Below are 20,952 nucleotides of genomic sequence, written 5' to 3'. Positions count from 1 at the left end.
GTCTTTTTACTTGTATTTCCATATAAGTTTCTTTATTATATTAAGTATAATAATTATACAAACTATAGTGCTGATTTTCAGTTACGTAGTTTCATAATTTAAATAATGGAGGTATGTACACATGGCTAATTTAAATTTAGATCCAGCACATTCAGGAGTTAACTTTTCTATTCAACATTTAGTTGTATCAAATGTTAAAGGACGTTTTAACGAATTTGACGCTAACATTTCAGGTGATTTCAATGATTTAAGTTCATTGCAAGGTACTTTTACTGTTCAAGCAAATTCAATTGATACTAAAGTAGCAGATCGTGATAATCATCTTAAAAGCGCAGATTTCTTAGACGCTGAAAACTACCCAGAAATTAAATTTGAAATTACTAAAGTAGATGATAAATCAGTTACTGGTAACTTAACTATGAAAGATCAAACACATGAAGAAACTTTTGATTTAGATTATAAAGGTACTAGTTTAAATCCATTAAACGGTAAAAACACTGCTGGTTTAGTAATTACTGGTAGCCTTAACCGTGAAAAATATGGCATTACGTTTAACCAACAACTTGAAACTGGTGGTTTCTTATTAGGAAAAGACTTAAATGTTGAATTTGATTTAGAATTTCCACTTGAAGACTAATCACTAGTTATACTACTTAATAAAAATACTCATATGGCTCCCTACAAAGTAGATATTAATGAATGTAAACTTTGAAGGGAGCTTTTTTGTAATTAAAATCAATAACTGGTAAATTCAGAGAGCATTTAACAAATAGATAGGGGGATTTAAATGTCAATTCAACTAAAAGATAATAAAATTATATTTAATAGAACGTTTGAGGCGCCAATAAATGAAGTTTTCGAGGCATACACTACGGAGACGTTATTCGAACAATGGTTTCATCCTCAAGGAGGTAAAACAAAAGTTTTTCGTTTTAACCCAGTAGTCGGTGGTGATGCCTTCTTTGCGATAGAAATGCCAGAACAAACAAGTTACACATTGACTGAATATAAAAAGGTGGATAAACCTAATCATATTGAATACTTAGATTTCTTTGCTACATCTCAAGGTGAGAAAGATACATCATTACCTGGGATGCAAATTTTGATTGATTTCACTTCAGAATCAGCGCAAAGCACGCTTGTAACGTCAACTTCAATCTTTCCAACAAAAGATGCGGCGCAACAAGCACTTGATATGGGTGTAGAAGCGGGAATGAATTCTACATTGGATCAACTAGAATCACTCTTGGAACAAAAAAAGTCATAGGTATGTCAAAAAATTCAACTATATTTAAGTTATAATGTAGTTGAAATGAGGTTGATGATATGAAAGAAAGATATTTAAAAGTACTAGCTTTATTTTCAGTTAGTACATTAATACCAACAGTACTACTCAATTCAAAGGCAATTGATAATAGTGCAATTAAATATGTTTTAAGAACAGCGCTAGGCTATGGCATTTTTGCTACAGGTTTACGCTATTTATCAAGACTTAAAGCACATAAATAGTGAATTACTAAGTGAGGTAGAATCGTGTCTACATGATACGATTTTACCTCACTTTTTTACCTAAAAAATTTAAGCTATTCATGTTTTTTTAAAAAATATATAATTGAAACATAACCTTAAAGGATGCAGGGGGGCATACATATGTTGAAGAACAATAAAACGGTTGAGGACACCCATGCAACGCGTGATATTGTAGAAGCTGCTGTTGGGCAGGTACAGACGAAAGAAATTATGTCTACAAAAACGCCTGGTAGATATGCATTGAAAACAATCGTGTCAGGTTTTTTATTAGCAATCGTAACGGTATTTATGTTGGCAATTAAAACGCAATTTGCAGCCACTAATGAAGGTTTAGTTAATTTGCTAGGTGCGATTGCATTTAGTTTAGCTTTAGTATTAATTGTGTTGACGAACTCAGAATTACTAACTAGTAATTTCATGTATTTAACGGTCGGCTGGTATTATAGAGCCATTACTATTAATAAGATGTTGTTCATTTTCTTATTCTGTTTTATAGGGAATATTATTGGCGGATTCATATTATTCTTCTTAATGAAAGGGACGCATATTATGACGCCAGAAATGATTGCCAGCTTAAGTAAGACAGTACATATGAAAACGGTAGAATCAACTTGGTTAAATATTTTAGTTAAAGCGATCTTCTGTAATTTCTTTATTAATATTGGTATATACGTGTCTATGTTATTTAAAGAAGGACTGGCAAGAGCATTCTTTATTGCCGTAGGTGTTGTTGTGTTTGTATTCATGGGTTATGAACATGTTGTCTTCAATGCTGGTTTATACGCAGGTATGGTGTTCTATAATTTAGATGCACTATCATGGTTAGGTGTTATTAAAAATATTGTGTTTGCTTTAATTGGTAACTATATCGGTGGTGGTATATTTATTGGTTTAGTATATGCGTATTTAAATGGTTCACGTGATAGTATAAAAGCTAAGTAATCAATAATAGGGTTGTGTTATCACTAAGTTAAATGAGTAAATAGCACAACCTTTTTTATTGAATTAATTCAACCACATTATTGAAAAAAGTTGACTAAATTATGATTAAAACATATCATTTTAATCAACATTAAAGCATTTTATGACCAAATTTTAAAAGCACTAAAGTCTTATATAAAGGGGATGAAGCGATTGGTTGCGAATATATTAGTGGCACACGGCATGAGAAAAGGTGATCAAAATAAAGCATTGGGAGAATTCTTAGATCGTTTATTAAGTGATGAAACGTATGAATATGAATTAGCGTTTATTGAAAGTGAAGAAAAGAGTATTGAAAATACGATTGGTCGTTTAATAAAGCAAGGTGAAACTCAATTTAAAGTTGTACCTCTTTTGATCTTTTCGGCAATGCATTATATCGTCGATGTTCCTGAAATTTTATCAAATATCAAAAAAGATCATCCTGAAATAAGTTACGAAATTAGTGAACCGCTTGGTACGCATGACTATATGGTAGATTTAGTTGAAAAACGTATTCAAGATGTTGAAATTTCTACCTCCTCTAATTATGCGATTGTATTAATCGCACATGGTAGTTTCTCATATACGAAAGCACATGATGAGTTAAAGGAATTTAGTGAAAAAATGAATCAACCTGTACCTATCTTTTGTCGTACGCTATATGGTGACATTACTTTTAGAAATGACTTGGATCAACTTTCGAATGAGTATGATGAACTTATTGTAGTGCCAATGTTTTTATATGATGGGCGACTAGTAAACAAAGTAAAACGACTCATTTCAGAAATGGATATACAGGGTACGCTTCATATTACACCATCTATTAATTTCGATAATATATTGAAGGAAATTATTAGTGAACGTTTAAAGCAATTAACATTTAATTAGGATTTATAAGCTGAGGCACTATGTTGTCTCAGTTTTTTATTGTAATTGGACAAGTTATTAAACGTATTAGGGAATTCCCCGATTTTTAATTAATTTGTGAAAATCATCACATTTGAAGTAGGATCTGTTATAGAATAGCAGTGAAGAAACAAATGTTGAATATCAAACATTTTAAAAAACAAAAAATTGCAAATGGAAAATAAGTAAATTTAAAGTGATAAAAGGGGCATATTTTATGACTAAACAAAAATTAGTGATGATTGGAAACGGTATGGCGGGATTAAGAACGATAGAAGAAATTCTAGAGCGTTCAGATTCACAATTTGACATTACAATTATTGGGAAAGAACCTTATCCAAACTATAACAGAATAATGTTATCAAATATATTACAGAAGAAAATGACTGTAGAAGAAACAATAATGAATCCATATGAATGGTATGAAGAAAATAACATTCAGCTCATCGTCAACGACCCGGTAGAGACGGTTGATCGTTCAGCACAAACAGTAACAACATCAAAAGGTGTTGAAGTGAACTATGATATTTGTATATTTGCAACAGGCTCTAGTGCTTTCGTATTACCGATACCTGGATCAGATTTACCAAGTGTTATAGGTTGGAGAACAATAGAAGATACTGAACGCATGATTGAAATCGCTAAAACGAAAAAGAAAGCTGTCGTTATTGGTGGCGGATTATTAGGACTTGAATGTGCACGTGGTTTAATGGATCAAGGTATGGAAGTAACTGTATTACACTTAGCAGAATGGCTTATGGAAATGCAGTTAGACCGTAAAGCTGGCGGCATGCTTAAAGCGGATTTAGAACGTCAAGGTATGAATATCGAGTTACAAGCGAACTCTAAAGAAATTATTGGTAAAGATGATGTAGAAGCGATTAAATTGGCGGATGGAAGAATAATCGAAACAGATTTAGTGGTCATGGCAGTCGGTATCCGTCCATTTACTCAAGTAGCACGTGATGCAGGTCTAGAAGTAAATAGAGGTATCGTTGTTAATGATTATTTACAAACATCAGACCCTAATATTTATGCTGTTGGCGAATGTTCAGAGCATGACGGCAAAGTATATGGTTTAGTCGCACCGCTCTATGAACAAGGTAAAGTGTTAGCTGACTACCTAACTGGAAAAGAAACAGAAGGGTACAAAGGTTCTACAACTTTCACTTCATTAAAAGTGTCTGGTTGTGATTTATATAGTGCGGGACAAATTGTTGAAAATGAAAATGTCCATGGTATTGAAATTTTCAACAGTGTCGATAATATTTATAAAAAAGTCTATTTGAGTGATGGTCAAGTTGTCGGAGCAGTATTATATGGTGATACAGATGATGGCTCAAGATTCTATAATATGATGAAAAAACATGAATCTTTAGAAGACTATACATTAGTATCATTATTGTACAAAGGTGGAGAAGAAGCGGTAACTTCTATCGCTGATATGCCAGACGATGAAACTATTTGTGGCTGTAACGGTGTAGATAAAGGTACGATTGTTAATGCGATTACGACTAAAGGATTAACATCAGTGGAAGAAGTAACGAAAGCAACTAAAGCGGGTAATTCATGTGGTAAATGTAAAGGACAAATTGGCGAGTTATTACAATGCACATTAGGTGATGACTTTGTAGCAGCGAAACCTACCGGAATTTGTGCTTGTACTGATTTAACACGTGATCAAATTGTTACGCAAATAAGAGCTAAAGGTCTAAAAACATCTAAAGAAGTACGTCACGTACTAGACTTTAAAGATAAAAATGGCTGTCCAAAATGTCGTCCAGCAATAAACTACTATTTAAACATGGTATACCCACATGACCATCAAGATGAAAAAGAATCACGCTTCGCAAACGAACGTTATCATGCAAATATTCAAAATGATGGTACATTCTCTGTTATTCCACAAATGCGTGGAGGCGTAACAGATGCTGACCAATTAATAAGATTAGGTGAAGTTGCAAAAAAATACAATGTTCCATTAGTTAAAGTAACAGGTTCTCAACGTGTAGGTTTATATGGATTGAAGAAAGAAGAATTACCTAAAGTATGGGAAGATTTAGGTATGCGTTCAGCTTCAGCATATGGTAAGAAAACACGTTCAGTTAAAAGTTGTGTAGGTAAAGAATTCTGTCGATTCGGTACTCAATACACTACACGCTTAGGTATTCGTTTAGAAAAAACATTCGAATACATTGACACACCACATAAATTCAAAATGGGTGTGTCTGGTTGCCCACGTAGTTGCGTTGAATCAGGAGTTAAAGATTTCGGTGTTATCTCAGTAGAAAACGGTTATCAAATTTACATCGGTGGTAACGGAGGTACAGATGTTACAGTTGGTAAATTATTAACTACCGTTGAAACTGAAGATGAAGTTATTCAATTATGTGGTGCGTTAATGCAGTATTATCGTGAAACTGGCATATATGCAGAAAGAACTGCACCATGGTTAAATCGTTTAGGCTTTGAAAATGTTAAAGAAGTACTACTGGATCCTGAACGTCAAAAAGAATTATTCGATAGAATTATGGATGCTAAAAAAGCGATTGATGGACATGGCGAACCTTGGGAAGCAATCGTTGAAGATAAAGAAGCTCGAAAAATCTTTGAAGTTGAGAGGGTGTAACATATGAAATCTATGGAAAAAGTAAAAGTAACTACAATAGAAGAATTAACACCATTGATTGGGAAAAAAGTGATTGTTGATGGTAAGGAAATTGGCATTTTTTTAACTGAAAGTGGAGACATTCATGCGATTAATAACATTTGTCCTCACAAACAAGGGCCATTATCAGAAGGAACAGTAAGTGGCGACTACGTTTATTGTCCTCTACATGATCAAAAGGTTGATTTGAGAAGTGGTGAGGTACAAGAACCTGATACTGGATGTGTTGAAACATATCCAGTTGAAGTCATCGATGGAGACGTTTATGTATGTCTGTAGATGAAAAATCAAAGGTTTACTTGATAGGTGCTGGACCTGGTAATCCTAATCTTTTAACGAAAAAAGCAGAACGATGTATTAAGAAAGCTGAAGTTATTCTATATGATCGTTTAGTAAACCCACTCATACTTCAATATGCACCCGCTGATGCGGAATTCATTGATGTAGGTAAAAAGCCTTACGCTAAACACATACAACAAGACGAAATTAATTTAAAAATCGTTGAAGCGGCTAAAAAGTATCAAACAGTCATTCGTCTCAAAGGTGGCGATCCAGCAATATTCGGTCGTGTTACTGAAGAAGTCAATACTTTAAAAGACTATGGAATCGAATATGAAATTGTTCCTGGTGTAACTTCGGCAAGTGCCGCTGTTGCAACAATGGATTTAGGATTAACAATGAGATCAGTAGCACCTAGTGTGACCTTTTCAACAGGTCATTTCAAAGATTCAATCAATCAAGAAACAGATATACGTAATTTGATTAATGGTGGGACATTAGCCATCTATATGGGGATAAAGCGATTGGGCCGTATCATTGAGCAAATCACAGCTTATACTTCAGAAAACTATTCGATAGCAATTGTATTTAATGCTACGTGTTATAACCAAAGCGTCATCATTGGTAAATTAAGCACCATTGAGCATCAATTACAACAACATGAACTTGAAGGTGAACCAGGAATTTGTATTTTAGGTGCTATTGTTGACCATATTGATAAAGATAAAGTGTTGAAACAAGAGCATGAAAGAAATTTAGATGATTTATTATATGTTATAAAAGGTTCGAAAGAAGATGCTTTATTAAAAGCTGAAGAATTATCTGAAACAGGATATCGTTGTTTAGTGCAAGTTGATGAAAGTTACCATCCATCACAACAACAATTATATACACAAATAATCAATAACAATAAAATTAAATATATTAATTTATAAGTCATCCTTGCAGGAGTGGTATAACGAATTCTTAGAACGTTATGTACCACTACCTGCTTTTTTGTTTTTTAGGGATTCCCCCATGCGAATTAGGACATTCCCTAATACCTAATGAATGTGAAAAATTGTACAATCATTATAAATTCAAAAGTAAAACGGCAAATCGGAATAAGTTAATACCTTTAACGGTAGGAGGATTCATATAGATGGGAAAATTTGGATTAAACTTTTTCAAACCAACTGAGACATTTAATGGTAATTGGTCAGTTCTTGAGAGCAAAAGTAGAGAATGGGAAAAAATGTACCGTGAAAGATGGAGTCACGATAAGGTAGTTAGAACAACACATGGTGTTAACTGTACAGGGTCATGTTCATGGAAAGTATTTGTTAAAAACGGCGTAATCACTTGGGAAAATCAACAAATCGATTATCCAAGTTGTGGGCCTGATATGCCAGAATTTGAACCTCGTGGATGTCCGCGTGGTGCGTCATTCTCTTGGTATGAATATAGTCCGCTTCGTGTGAAATATCCATACATTAGAGGGAAATTATTAGATTTATGGAATACAGCGTTAGAAGAAAATAATGGAAATCGTATTGCAGCGTGGGCATCTATTGTTGAAGACGAAGAGAAAGCAAAAGCGTATAAACAAGCACGTGGTAAAGGTGGACATGTTCGAGCTAACTGGAAAGATGTAACAGATATTATTGCTGCACAAATTCTTTATACAATTAAAAAGGATGGTCCAGATAGAATCGCAGGATTTACACCAATTCCTGCCATGTCAATGATAAGTTATGCTGCAGGGGCAAGATTTATCAACTTACTCGGTGGAGAAATGTTAAGTTTTTATGATTGGTATGCTGATTTACCGCCTGCGTCACCACAAATTTGGGGTGAACAAACTGACGTACCTGAATCAAGTGATTGGTACAATGCTTCATATATTATTATGTGGGGTTCAAACGTACCACTTACACGTACACCTGATGCTCACTTTATGACTGAAGTGAGATATAAAGGAACTAAAGTTGTTTCAGTAGCACCTGACTATGCAGAAAATGTTAAATTCGCGGATAACTGGTTAGCGCCTAATCCAGGTACTGATGCAGCGGTAGCACAAGCAATGACACATGTTATTTTACAGGAATACTATCAAGATAATCCTAGTGAAATGTTCATTAACTATTCAAAACAATATTCAGATATGCCTTTCGTGATTATGTTAGACGAAGATGACAATGGCTATAAAGCAGGACGATTCTTACGTGCAAGTGATTTAGGTATGGAAAGTGAAAATAGCGAATGGAAACCAGTCATTCACGATATGAATAGTCTTCAGTTTGTAGTACCTAATGGCACAATGGGTCAACGCTGGGAAGAAGGCAAGAAGTGGAACTTAAAATTAGAAAATGAAGATGGTTCTAAGATTGATCCAGCGATGTCAATGGCAGACGACACTTACGAACTAAAAACAATTCAATTCCCTTACTTTGATAGTCAAGGTGACGGTATTTTTGAAAGACCAATAGCAGCTAGAAAAGTAACATTAGCTGATGGAAAAGAAGTGTATGTAGCGACAGTATATGACTTAATGACAAGTCAATATGGCATTAAACGATTTAATCATGAATTAGAAGCAACTTCATACAATGATGCTGAATCAAAATATACACCTGCATGGCAACAACGAGTAACTGGTATTAAACCAGAATTAGTAACACAAGTAGCTAGAGAATTTGCGCAAAATGCCATCGATACAAAAGGACGCTCAATGATAATCATGGGTGCTGGTATTAACCACTGGTTCAATTCAGATACGATTTATCGAGCGATTTTAAATCTTGTTCTTTTATGTGGCTGTCAAGGTGTTAACGGTGGTGGATGGGCTCACTATGTTGGACAAGAAAAATGTAGACCAATAGAAGGTTGGAATACGGTAGCCTTTGCCAAAGACTGGCAAGGACCACCACGTCTGCAAAATGGTACAAGTTGGTTCTATTTTGCGACTGATCAATGGAAATATGAGGAATCTAATGTTGATAAATTAAAATCTCCATTAGCTAATAATATTAAACATCAACACCCAGCTGACTATAACGTCACAGCTGCTAGATTAGGTTGGTTGCCGTCATACCCTCAATTCAATAAGAATAGTTTGTTATTCGGAGAAGAGGCAAAAGATGCCGGCGATGACTCTAATGAAGCGATATTAAATAGAGCAATCGAATCAGTTAAAAATAGAGAAACTCAATTTGCGATAGAAGATCCTGATTTAAGAAAGAACCACCCGAAAACATTATTCGTATGGCGTTCAAATTTAATTTCAAGTTCTGCCAAAGGACAAGAGTACTTTATGAAACATTTATTAGGTACACGTTCAGGACTAATGGCTGAACCTAACGAAGAAGACAAACCAGAAGAAATTCAATGGCGTGAAGATACAGAAGGTAAATTAGACTTATTAGTGTCACTAGATTTCAGAATGACTGCGACACCATTGTACTCAGATATCGTATTACCAGCTGCAACATGGTATGAAAAACACGATCTGTCATCAACAGATATGCATCCATTCATTCATCCATTTAATCCAGCGATCGATCCGTTATGGGAATCACGTTCAGACTGGGATATTTATAAAACATTAAGTAAAGCTGTTTCAGAAATGGCGAAAGATTACTTGCCAGGAACATTTAAAGATGTTGTAACGACACCACTTGGCCATGATTCTAAACAGGAATTAGGTTCAGAATACGGTATTGTTAAAGATTGGTCTAAAGGAGAAGTTGAAGCCATTCCAGGTAAAACAATGCCAAACTTCGCAGTTGTAGATAGAGATTACACTAAAATTTACGATAAATATGTGACTTTAGGTCCATTACTTGAAAAAGGAAAAGTTGGTGCACATGGCGTAAGCTTCAGCGTGAAAGATGAATATGAAGAACTTAAAAGTATGATAGGTACTTGGAACGATGAGAACCCTGAATCAGTCAGAAATAATCGTCCACGTATCGATACTGCTAGAAAAGTAGCAGATGCAATCTTAAATGTATCATCAGCTACTAACGGCAAATTATCACAAAAATCATACGAAGATTTAGAAAATCAAACAGGTATGGAATTAAAAGACATTTCAAAAGAACGTGCATCTGAAAAGATTTCATTTTTAAACATTACTTCACAACCACGCGAAGTGATACCGACAGCTGTGTTCCCTGGTTCAAACAAAAATGGACGTAGATATTCTCCATTCACAACTAATGTAGAACGACTCGTACCATTTAGAACATTAACAGGTAGACAAAGTTATTACATCGATCACGAAGTATTCCAACAATTCGGCGAAAGTTTACCAGTATACAAACCAACATTACCACCAATGGTATTTGGTACTAGAGATAAACAAGTTAAAGGTGGACAAGATGCATTAGTATTACGTTATTTAACACCTCATGGTAAATGGAATATACACTCAACATATCAAGATAATGAACGTATGTTGACATTATTTAGAGGTGGTCCAGTCGTTTGGTTATCTAATGAGGATGCTGATGAGCATGGCATCAATGACAACGATTGGTTAGAAGTTTATAACAGAAATGGTGTTGTAACTGCAAGAGCAGTCACATCACACCGTATGCCAAGAGGAACAATGTTTATGTATCATGCACAAGATAAACACATTGAAACACCAGGATCAGAAATTACAGATACTCGTGGCGGTTCACATAATGCACCAACAAGAATTCATTTGAAACCTACCCAACTTGTAGGTGGTTACGCACAAATTAGTTATCACTTTAACTATTATGGACCAATAGGAAATCAACGAGACGTATATGTAGCAGTGAGAAAGATGAAGGAGGTAAATTGGCTTGAAGATTAAAGCGCAAATTGCAATGGTGTTAAATTTAGATAAATGCATAGGTTGCCACACTTGCAGCGTAACATGTAAGAACACTTGGACTAACCGTCCAGGTGCAGAATACATGTGGTTCAACAACGTAGAAACTAAACCAGGTGTAGGATATCCTAAACGATGGGAAGACCAAGAACATTATAAAGGTGGATGGGTCTTAAATAAAAAAGGAAAATTAGAACTTAAATCTGGTAGTCGTTGGACAAAAATGGCGTTAGGTAAAATCTTTTACAACCCAGATATGCCTCTTATTAAAGATTATTATGAACCATGGACATACAATTACGAACATTTAACTACTGCTAAAGAAGGTAAGCATTCTCCTGTTGCTAAAGCGCACTCACTTATCTCAGGTGAGAAACTTAATCTTGAGTGGGGGCCTAACTGGGAAGATGACTTAGCCGGTGCACATATTACTGGTCCAGAAGATCCAAATATTCAAAAAATTGAAGAAGACATTAAATTCCAATTTGATGAAACATTTATGATGTATTTACCTCGTCTATGTGAACATTGTTTAAATCCTAGTTGTGTAGCTTCATGTCCATCTGGTGCAATGTATAAACGTGATGAAGATGGTATTGTTTTAGTTGACCAAGATGCATGTCGTGGTTGGCGCTACTGTATGACTGGTTGCCCTTATAAAAAAGTTTACTTCAACTGGAAAACAAACAAAGCTGAGAAATGTACATTCTGTTTCCCAAGAATTGAAGCTGGATTACCAACTGTTTGTTCTGAAACATGTACAGGTAGAATGAGATATTTAGGTGTATTATTATATGATGCCGATAGAGTTCATGAAGCAGCTTCAGCTGAAAATGAAAAAGATTTATATGAAAAGCAATTAGATATTTTCTTAAATCCATTTGATGAAGAAGTGATTGAACAAGCTGAAAAAGATGGCATTAGCTATGAATGGATTGAAGCAGCTCAAAATTCACCAGTGTATAAACTGGCAATTGAATATAAATTAGCATTTCCTTTACATCCAGAATTTAGAACAATGCCTATGGTTTGGTACTGCCCACCATTAAGTCCTATCATGAGTTATTTTGAAGGTAAAAATGCAGGACAAAACCCAGATATGATTTTCCCAGCTATTGAAGAAATGCGTTTACCAATAGAATACTTAGCTAATTTATTTACTGCCGGTGATGTTCAACCTGTTAAGGAATCTTTACAAAAAATGGCTATGATGAGAAGTTACATGCGCTCACAAGTTACAGGTAAAGAGTTTGATACTTCTAAATTAGAAAGACTTGGATTATCAGAAATTCAAACTAAAGATATGTATCGTTTATTAGGGTTAGCAAAATATGAAGATCGCTTTGTTGTACCAACATCTCATAAAGAAACATATTTAGATACGTATCATGCGCAAGGTAGCCAAGGGTATGGTGGCGAATACTTTGGAGACAATTGTGAAGGCTGTGGTGTTCCAGTAGGTTCAGAAAAAACAGGACAAGAAATTTATAATGAGAATTTCTATGGAGGGATTTTCCGTGATTAATTTACAACAATTTCATAATTATCAAGAAAGTTTTGGTTATATCGCTCAGCAGCTTAATTTTCCGGAGAAATTAACGTTTCATCCAAAAACATTTGAAGAAACGATTGAGCCCTCTCATCCTGGTTATGATGATTTAGTAAAATACAGAGAGATTATGCATCAATTCACATTGTCAGAAATTAAAGCAATATATACAGATACCTTTGATTTTAATAAGAAATCACCGCTTTATATGACTTACAACAAATTTGACACTCAAAAAGAAAGAGGCCAAATGTTGGCTAAACTTAAAGTGTTATATGAAATGTTTGGGTTGAAAATGGTAGATAACGAGTTATCAGATTATCTACCATTGATGCTCCAATTCTTACACGTAGCATCATGGCAAAATGATTTACGAGCAGAAGGTAATATTGAACTAGTTATTATGATTATTGAAGACGGTACGTATGAAATGGCAAATCATTTAGCTCAAGATAACAATCCTTATGCTTATGTGATACGTGCTTTAAGAAATACATTAAAAGCTTGTCTAGAAATTCCAAATGAGGTGACATCTCATGCTTAATCAATTTTTATGGATTATATTTCCATATTTGTGTGTAGCCATTTTCATTGTTGGACACATCGCTCGTTATAAATATGATCAATTCTCATGGACTGCTAAATCGAGTGAATTTTTAGAGAAAAAACAATTAAAATGGGGTAGCTTATTATTCCATTTGGGCATCATCCCGGTGTTTTTTGGTCACGTCGTAGGTCTCGCTATACCAGCTAAATGGATTGATGGATTAGGTGTAAGCGAAGAAATGTATCATTTTGGTGCTGTATACATCGGTAGTATCTTTGGTATAATGACGTTTATTGGTATGTTACTATTAACAGCACGACGAATTACTATTAAAAATGTTAGAAAGCTAAGTTCAGCTTCTGATATATTTGTAAATTTCTTATTAATATTAATTATTTTCATGGGTTGTTATTCAACATTAGTTACGAATGCGATGGTAAGTGATTTTGATTATCGTCAAACGATATCTATATGGTTTAGACACTTATTTACATTTTCACCAGATGCGAGTCTGATGACGAGTGTTCCTTTATCTTTTAAAATTCACATCTTACTTGGGTTTACAATTTTAGCTTGTTGGCCATTCACTCGCTTAGTGCATGTTTGGAGTGTACCGCTATCGTATACTAATCGTAGATATATTGTTTATCGTAAACATAAAACACGTTCATGAGTATGAGAGGAGATTCAAATGTGATTACGAATCCAGTATTTGAAAAACAGGATTTCCAACAACAATTGAATAATCTAAGGGTCAGTGAAGGGTATGATTTTGCAGGGGTTGCACTTTATGAGCATCATATGACTTCAGCACCGATTAAATGGCATTATGTCTCAGGTAACTTGAATGATCGCTATAAAATGATTATCTTGCGTAAAGGGCGAGGTCTAGCCGGTATGGTTATGAAGACTGGAAAACGCATGATCATTGCCGACGTAGTAGCAAGTTTATCACCAGAAGATAAGATTAAATATCCAATCTTAATTGCCGAAAATCTAACTGCAATGGTAGCTATCCCATTGTGTTACAAAAATCAGGTGTATGGTGTATTACTCTTAGGTCAGAGAGATGGCAAGCCTCTTCCTGATTATGAAACTTTGGATATTAGTGGCAAGCTTTGGACATTTTCAGAAGAAATGTAGGTGTTTAAAATGTTGGATGTTGATAATCTTGATTTAGAGAACTTACTAAAAAAATATTACGAAAAGACGAATGAAAAAATCGTATTTGTAAATAATGATGGTAAGGTTATCGCGATGAATGACGCAGCACAAGAGATAATTTCAAAGGATAATAATTATAGTGCGATGACCAATGCGATATGTAATCGCTGTGAAGGTTACTCTAACGAATTTGCATTACAAAGTTGCATTAACTGTTATCTTGATACGACAAAGCCTAATGATATGAACTTCCAAGTATTCATGAAGACGGTAGATAATAAAATTCAACCATTTACTGCTTCGTATCAATGTATTGATGATGAGGCACAAATCTACGCTTTTACATTACAAGATATATCTCCACAAATAGAGCGACAAGAAAAGATGTATCAACGTCAGATGTTACGTAAAACTATTGCTGCACAAGAAAATGAAAGAAAACGTATATCTAGAGAATTACATGACAGTGTTGTTCAAGAGATGTTAAATGTAGATGTTGAATTGAGATTATTGAAATATCAACAAGATATGGCTCAACTCATAGAAAAATCTGAACACATCGAAATGTTAATGTCTAATTTAATTAATGATATTCGCAATCTATCAGTAGAATTAAGACCTTCATCACTTGATGATTTAGGATTAGAAGCGGCTTTTAAATCCTATTTCAAACAATTAGAGCATAATTATGGATTAAACGTTGTCTATCAATCTAATATTCAAAATATACGTTTCGATAGTGAAATTGAAACGGTTGTTTATCGCGTTGTTCAAGAAGCGATATTTAATGCATTAAAGTATGCAGGTGTTTATGAAGTGGAAGTGACGATTCAACAAACGGAAGCAGGCCTTATCGCTGAAATTATTGATCGAGGTAAAGGCTTTGATCCTAATTTAAAACCGCAAGGCACGGGATTAGGACTATATGGTATGAATGAAAGGGCAGAACTTGTTAAAGGTACAGTGAATATTGAAACACATATTGGTAAAGGTACAATTATTACATTGGATGTGCCAGTCTAAAATATGTTAGGGGAATATAAAGTGAAAATTGTAATTGCAGACGATCATGCAGTCGTTAGAACAGGATTTTCAATGATATTAAACTTTCAAGAGGATATGGAAGTGGTTGCAACTGCTGCTGATGGGGGAGAAGCTTATCAAAAGGTGATGGAGCATAAGCCAGACGTCTTAATTATGGACTTAAGTATGCCACCTGGTGAATCAGGCTTAATTGCAACTAGTAAAATATCAGAAAGTTTTCCAGAAACTAAAATATTAATACTTACGATGTATGATGATGAAGAATATCTATTCCACGTTCTTCGTAATGGTGCTAAAGGATATATATTAAAGAATGCACCTGATGAACAATTATTACTAGCCGTGCGAACAGTTTATAAAGGCGAAACATATGTAGATATGAAATTAACAACGTCATTAGTGAATGAATTTGTAAATCATAAACATTCTGATGATGTATCTACTAACGATCCATTTAAGATATTGTCTAAGCGTGAACTAGAAATACTACCTTTAATTGCAAAGGGGTATGGTAATAAAGATATTGCTGAAAAGTTATTCGTGTCGGTCAAAACGGTCGAAGCGCATAAAACACATATAATGACTAAACTCGATTTAAAATCTAAACCTGAGTTAGTTGAATATGCATTAAAAAAGAAATTATTAGATTTTTAAATGATGAAAATGATACTGAGACAATTCAGCAATGTCTCAGTTTTTTTGTGCATTTAACAATGAAAATATAGGGGGATTCCCAGGCAGTATAAGGGAATATCCTTATGTTCATTTTTTCACAATTACACTAAAATTTAATTGTAATCAGTAATGTGATTGTATTATAAATTTTTGACCTCTTTTATATAACAATTACTGATATAGAAAATTAAATGATGAAGGTGAAAAAATGTATAAGACAAAAGGTGGCTTTCAACTTACATTACAAACGTTAAGTCTTGTAGTAGGTTTCATGGCATGGAGTATTATTTCTCCGTTAATGCCATATATCTCTCAAGATATTAAAGTTAATCCTGGGCAGTTGTCAATTATACTGGCAATTCCAGTAATATTAGGTTCGATTTTACGTGTACCATTCGGTTATTTAACGAATGTTATTGGTGCGAAATGGGTATTCTTTTGTAGTTTTGTCGTTTTATTATTTCCTATCTTCTTTTTAGGACAAGCACAAACGCCAGGAATGCTAATGTTATCAGGATTCTTTTTAGGTGTTGGAGGTGCGATATTCTCTGTAGGTGTTACATCGATACCTAAATATTTTTCAAAAGATAAAGTAGGGCTTGCGAATGGAATTTATGGTATGGGTAACATTGGTACGGCAGTATCATCATTCTTAGCACCACCAATTGCAGATATTATAGGTTGGCAAACAACAGTAAGAAGTTACTTAATTATTATTGCTATTTTTGCAATTTTAATGTTTATTTTTGGCGATAAAAATGAACCGAAAGTGAAAGTTCCTTTAGCATCTCAGTTTAAAAAATTATCATCGAATTATAAGCTATATTACTTAAGTCTTTGGTATTTTATTACGTTTGGTGCATTTGTAGCATTTGGATTATTCTTACCTAACTACTTAGTAAATAACTTTGGAATTGATAAAGTCGATGCAGGTATTCGTTCAGGTGTATTCATTGCTTTAGCAACTTTCTTAAGACCAATTGGCGGTATACTTGGAGACAAATTTAATGCTGTGAAAGTACTAATGATCGATTTTATTATTATGATTATAGGTGCTGTTATTTTAGGAATTTCAAGTCATATTGCTTTATTTACTATCGGTTGTTTAACTATCAGTATCTGTGCTGGTTCAGGTAATGGTTTAATATTTAAACTTGTACCATCTTACTTCGCAAAAGAATCTGGTGCAGCTAATGGTATTGTTTCTATGATGGGTGGTTTAGGAGGATTCTTCCCACCTTTAGTAATTACTTATGTAACAGGATTAACAGGTTCAAGTCATTTAGCATTTATTCTTTTAGCAATATTTGGTACCTTAGCATTTATTACTATGGGACACTTATATAAAAAAGAATATGCAAAATAATTTTATACATTAAAAAAGAGCAATACAAAGCTAAAGAAAGTTTTGTATTGCTCTTTAACATTTTATTTTGTATATCTATTTATTCTACTGTAATTGTTGTTGATTGATCTTGTGCACTAACTTCTTTAGGTAAAATAACAACTAGAATCCCGTCTTCGTAGCTTGCTTTAATTTGTGACTTATCAATATCGTTAAATTCAAAATGTCTAACTAATTCACCACTTGCACGTTCACTTAATTGAACGCTACCTGTTTGTTCAGATACATGCTTTTGAACTTTAATTGTTAATGCCGCATGTTCAAATTTAAGTTCAATTTCAGACTTATTGACACCAGGTAGTTCAGCTTCTAATACGTATTGATTAGTTTGATTATAAATATTTGTCGGGAAACTTTTTGATGAAAATTGATTAAAAACTTGTTCACCTAAATCACGAAATACATCTTTTGGATTATTCTTGAAAATGGATTGTTCAAAAAACTCTCTATTATTCATACTAATGTCTCTCCTTTATTTAAGCGTGCATACCAAAATTGTAAAATGATACTTTTCAAGTACATTATAGTAATAGAGAGGATTAACGTAAAGCGAAAGGAATTATAAAAGAATAAGGCGCAGATAAAGTGCGGAATAGTAAATCCATGGCAAAAGTCTCAATATGTATAAAGCCTAGTAATTGTGAAATAAAGTATTTCGCTTTTGCCAGGATTAAATATTAGTGAGTAGTATAATCGAAGTTATTTGAAATAACATGTTTTAAGCTGTTAACAAGATTATCTTTTTCGTCTTGTGAAATATCAAAGTCCTCAAAAACTTGGTCAGAGATAGCTTCCAATGTAGGTTTAATATTAATACCGCTTTCAGTCAGTGTGATTTGAAGGTTTCTTTCATCTTCTTTTTCACGCATACGTTGTACGTAGCCTTTTTTCTCTAATTTCTTTAAGAGAGGTGTTAGTGTTCCAGAATCTAAAAATACGCGACGACCAAGTGATTTAATATTTATCTTTTCTTCATTTTCGATGGCCATGATGACCATAAAGCTTGTATATGTTAAATCATGCTTTTTTAAATAGTAAGTATATTTTTTTATGACTTCTTTAGAAGTAACATATAATAAAAAACATAATTGATTACTTAAATAACTATCTTTAATATACATACAATTCCCCCCTTAACTTATTTAAAGATATTATGAACTAAAAGTAATGTCAATGCTGTTGCCATAGTATTTCATGGACTTTTATAGGGTTTTGAACTATATTTGAAAGTACGTCTACATGTTTAATGTAAGTGTCGATTTATTTTGAATTAGAGATAAATTGTTAGGACATTTTGTTACAGAAATACTGAAATACTTTAAAATTTTCTAACTATCATTCATAATAATTTAGATAGTAACTAGAGATGATGAGACTAGGTTGTGTACAAAGGAGTTCAAAATGAGTAAAAAACAAAAATGGATTAGAGTTTGTATTATTTTGGCGATTTCATTAGTAGTGGCAATTGCTTTCTTTTTTGCTATGAAAACGTATCAAGGTCATAGAAATATTAAAATGGTAGATAGTTATATAGAGCAAAAACATTTAAGTGATGATATTAAATCTGAAAAAACACAATATAGTGCAAAAAAAGGGGTTTATTACAAAGAAGTCGTTTTTAAAGATGAACCTCATATGACATATGTCATTCAACCTATAGGAACACGCAAAGGTATCTTTGCTGAAGGCTTTGATACTGAAACTAAAAAAAGTATTAAAGATGCAAAACATAATTATTTTAACCAAAATTTCAAACCTTAATTTCGCATTAAATGAGGATTAATATTTTACAAGTCATGAAAAATAAGGAGAATAGAATTCGTAATGATTTCTGTTCTCCTTTTTATAGTATTTTTAATTATTTTAGCTTGATTGAATAGTATATATATAGTTAGCTTTAAAAATATTATATCTCATTTCATAATTATCTGATATAATTAAACGATGTCAGATGAAGGGGGTTTCAACATGGCTCTGTTCAAGAGGAAAATTAGTTTACCGATGCAGGTTATCATCGCATTGGTGCTAGGTGTAGTTGTAGGTTTATTATTATTTGGACAAGATAACGTAGCAAATTATATAAAACCGTTCGGTGATGTTTTCTTAAATTTAATTAAAATGATCATCATACCAATTGTATTCTGTGCATTAGCATTATCTATATCTAACTTAGGGGACTCAAAGAAGATAGGTAGCTATGGATGGAAAGCAATTCTTTACTTTGAAATTATAACAACAATCGCCATTGGTTTAGGACTAATCATTGGTAACTTATTCAAACCAGGTGCTGGTTTAGATCCAGATAAATTACCAAAAGGCGATATTTCTAAATATCAATCATCTGCATCCGCAGCAGAACAATCTACATATGGCAATCACTTTATTGATACCATTGTAAATATTGTACCAACAAACATATTTGAAGCATTAACTAAAGGCGAATTATTACCAATCATCTTCTTCGCAGTATTCTTCGGTTTAGGATTGGCTGCAATAGGAGAAAAAGCAGATCCTGTGAAAGGCTTTTTAAATGGAACGCTTGAAGCAGTATTCTGGATGATTAATAAAATTTTAAAATTAGCACCAATAGGTGTATTTGCATTTATTTGTACAACAGTAATGACTTTTGGAGCATCTGCTTTAATTCCATTATTAAAATTAGTATTAGTAGTAGTGTTCGCGATGGTGTTCTTCATTATCGTTGTTCTAGGAATTGTAGCAAGAATCTGTGGTATTAGTATCTTCTCAATCATTAAAATTTTGAAAGATGAGTTATTACTAGCATTCTCTACTTCAAGTTCAGAAGCAGTATTACCAGTAATGATGAATAAAATGGAAAAATTCGGAGCGCCAAGAGATGTCACATCCTTTGTTATTCCAATAGGTTACTCATTCAACCTTGATGGATCAGCGCTATACCAATCAATTGCAGCATTATTTGTTGCACAAATGTATGGCATTCATTTATCTATATCGGAACAAATTATCTTAATGGTGACATTAATGGTTGCCTCTAAAGGTATGGCTGGAGTACCAGGCGTTTCAATCGTAGTATTATTAACAACATTAGGAGCTATGGGCTTACCAGCACAAGGACTTGCGTTAATTATCGGTGTAGACCGTTTATTAGATATGGTTCGTACATGTGTTAACGTAATAGGTAATGCACTATCAGCTGTTGTTATCTCTAAATGGGAAAAGGTTTATGACAAAGAACAAGGTAAAAAATACTTAGAATCAATTTAAAAAAGAAATCTGACATTTTTAGTATCGAGCGCATAGGCTCGATACTTTTTTATTGCTTAAAATTATAAAGATTAGTGTATAAATACTTTATGATATTTAAAAAACTGCCAACGAAGATTTCTCTTCATTGACA

General features: G+C 33.5%; 20 protein-coding genes. 18 read left to right on the top strand and 2 right to left on the bottom strand.

Annotation, left to right across the window (positions count from 1 at the left end):
• Positions 1-121 precede the first annotated feature (121 nt).
• The 16 genes from HMPREF3134_RS09925 to HMPREF3134_RS09850 all read left to right on the top strand — a co-directional run bounded on the left by HMPREF3134_RS09925 (position 122) and on the right by HMPREF3134_RS09850 (position 17,534).
• Positions 122-637: a YceI family protein gene (locus HMPREF3134_RS09925; RefSeq protein WP_053025047.1), complete on the top strand. Its 516-nt coding sequence runs from the start codon at positions 122-124 to the stop codon at positions 635-637.
• A gap of 150 nt (positions 638-787) precedes the next feature.
• Entirely contained in the window at positions 788-1,267 is a 480-nt protein-coding gene (locus HMPREF3134_RS09920) for an SRPBCC family protein (RefSeq protein ID WP_070442581.1), read from the top strand.
• A 59-nt stretch (positions 1,268-1,326) separates the two neighbouring features.
• Entirely contained in the window at positions 1,327-1,509 is a 183-nt protein-coding gene (locus HMPREF3134_RS09915; protein WP_011274973.1) for a hypothetical protein, read from the top strand.
• Positions 1,510-1,650: 141 nt separating this feature from the next.
• Positions 1,651-2,472, top strand: a complete 822-nt coding sequence (locus HMPREF3134_RS09910; RefSeq protein WP_070442578.1) for a formate/nitrite transporter family protein — start codon at positions 1,651-1,653, stop codon at positions 2,470-2,472.
• Between the two features lie 192 nt (positions 2,473-2,664).
• Positions 2,665-3,381, top strand: coding sequence for a sirohydrochlorin chelatase (locus HMPREF3134_RS09905; protein WP_053025044.1), 717 nt, complete (start codon positions 2,665-2,667; stop codon positions 3,379-3,381).
• 235 nt (positions 3,382-3,616) lie between these two features.
• On the top strand, positions 3,617-6,028 hold the full coding sequence (gene nirB / locus HMPREF3134_RS09900; protein WP_053020462.1) for a nitrite reductase large subunit NirB: 2,412 nt from the start codon (positions 3,617-3,619) through the stop codon (positions 6,026-6,028).
• Between the two features lie 3 nt (positions 6,029-6,031).
• Positions 6,032-6,346, top strand: a complete 315-nt coding sequence (gene nirD / locus HMPREF3134_RS09895) for a nitrite reductase small subunit NirD (protein WP_070442574.1) — start codon at positions 6,032-6,034, stop codon at positions 6,344-6,346.
• Positions 6,337-7,281 carry a uroporphyrinogen-III C-methyltransferase gene (cobA, locus tag HMPREF3134_RS09890; RefSeq protein ID WP_070442571.1) on the top strand — a complete coding sequence of 315 codons (945 nt, stop codon included), beginning with the start codon at positions 6,337-6,339 and terminating at the stop codon, positions 7,279-7,281. The genes nirD and cobA overlap by 10 nt, the downstream gene beginning before the upstream one ends.
• Before the next feature lie 206 nt (positions 7,282-7,487).
• Positions 7,488-11,171: a nitrate reductase subunit alpha gene (locus tag HMPREF3134_RS09885; protein ID WP_070442568.1), complete on the top strand. Its 3,684-nt coding sequence runs from the start codon at positions 7,488-7,490 to the stop codon at positions 11,169-11,171.
• Positions 11,161-12,714, top strand: coding sequence for a nitrate reductase subunit beta (gene narH, locus HMPREF3134_RS09880; protein WP_070442565.1), 1,554 nt, complete (start codon positions 11,161-11,163; stop codon positions 12,712-12,714). Before HMPREF3134_RS09885 ends, narH begins: the two co-directional genes overlap by 11 nt.
• Positions 12,707-13,282 (top strand): nitrate reductase molybdenum cofactor assembly chaperone, encoded by a 576-nt coding sequence (narJ, locus tag HMPREF3134_RS09875; RefSeq protein ID WP_070442562.1) that lies wholly within the window; start codon positions 12,707-12,709, stop codon positions 13,280-13,282. Before narH ends, narJ begins: the two co-directional genes overlap by 8 nt.
• Positions 13,275-13,958 carry a respiratory nitrate reductase subunit gamma gene (gene narI / locus HMPREF3134_RS09870; RefSeq protein ID WP_011274982.1) on the top strand — a complete coding sequence of 228 codons (684 nt, stop codon included), beginning with the start codon at positions 13,275-13,277 and terminating at the stop codon, positions 13,956-13,958. The genes narJ and narI overlap by 8 nt, the downstream gene beginning before the upstream one ends.
• Positions 13,959-13,978: 20 nt before the next feature.
• The gene (nreA, locus tag HMPREF3134_RS09865; RefSeq protein WP_053025039.1) at positions 13,979-14,428 is read left to right on the top strand and encodes a nitrate respiration regulation accessory nitrate sensor NreA; all 450 of its coding nucleotides are present in this window, start codon (positions 13,979-13,981) and stop codon (positions 14,426-14,428) included.
• Between the two features lie 9 nt (positions 14,429-14,437).
• Entirely contained in the window at positions 14,438-15,472 is a 1,035-nt protein-coding gene (nreB, locus tag HMPREF3134_RS09860) for a nitrate respiration regulation sensor histidine kinase NreB (RefSeq protein ID WP_037535780.1), read from the top strand.
• Positions 15,473-15,493: 21 nt separating this feature from the next.
• Positions 15,494-16,147, top strand: coding sequence for a nitrate respiration regulation response regulator NreC (nreC, locus tag HMPREF3134_RS09855; protein WP_011274985.1), 654 nt, complete (start codon positions 15,494-15,496; stop codon positions 16,145-16,147).
• Between the two features lie 229 nt (positions 16,148-16,376).
• Complete coding sequence (locus tag HMPREF3134_RS09850) at positions 16,377-17,534, top strand: nitrate/nitrite transporter (protein WP_070442559.1); 1,158 nt, start codon at positions 16,377-16,379, stop codon at positions 17,532-17,534.
• A 79-nt stretch (positions 17,535-17,613) separates the two neighbouring features.
• On the opposite strand, the gene HMPREF3134_RS09845 is transcribed toward HMPREF3134_RS09850, so the two are convergent.
• Together HMPREF3134_RS09845 and HMPREF3134_RS09840 are read right to left on the bottom strand one after the other, a co-directional pair.
• Positions 17,614-18,030 (bottom strand): Hsp20/alpha crystallin family protein, encoded by a 417-nt coding sequence (locus tag HMPREF3134_RS09845; RefSeq protein WP_011274987.1) that lies wholly within the window; start codon positions 18,028-18,030, stop codon positions 17,614-17,616.
• A 220-nt stretch (positions 18,031-18,250) separates the two neighbouring features.
• Complete coding sequence (locus HMPREF3134_RS09840) at positions 18,251-18,694, bottom strand: MarR family winged helix-turn-helix transcriptional regulator (protein WP_037550047.1); 444 nt, start codon at positions 18,692-18,694, stop codon at positions 18,251-18,253.
• Positions 18,695-18,974: 280 nt separating this feature from the next.
• On the opposite strand from HMPREF3134_RS09840, the gene HMPREF3134_RS09835 reads away from it, so the two are divergent.
• Both HMPREF3134_RS09835 and HMPREF3134_RS09830 read left to right on the top strand, forming a co-directional pair.
• Positions 18,975-19,334: a DUF3139 domain-containing protein gene (locus HMPREF3134_RS09835; RefSeq protein WP_070442556.1), complete on the top strand. Its 360-nt coding sequence runs from the start codon at positions 18,975-18,977 to the stop codon at positions 19,332-19,334.
• Positions 19,335-19,541: 207 nt separating this feature from the next.
• Entirely contained in the window at positions 19,542-20,819 is a 1,278-nt protein-coding gene (locus HMPREF3134_RS09830; RefSeq protein ID WP_053022232.1) for a cation:dicarboxylate symporter family transporter, read from the top strand.
• Positions 20,820-20,952 lie beyond the last annotated feature (133 nt).

It is taken from the genome of Staphylococcus sp. HMSC14D10 (assembly GCF_001808125.1).
Taxonomy (GTDB): domain Bacteria; phylum Bacillota; class Bacilli; order Staphylococcales; family Staphylococcaceae; genus Staphylococcus; species Staphylococcus haemolyticus.
The sequence above is the reverse complement of the archived record's forward strand: the minus strand, read 5'-3'. Positions and strand labels throughout refer to the sequence as shown.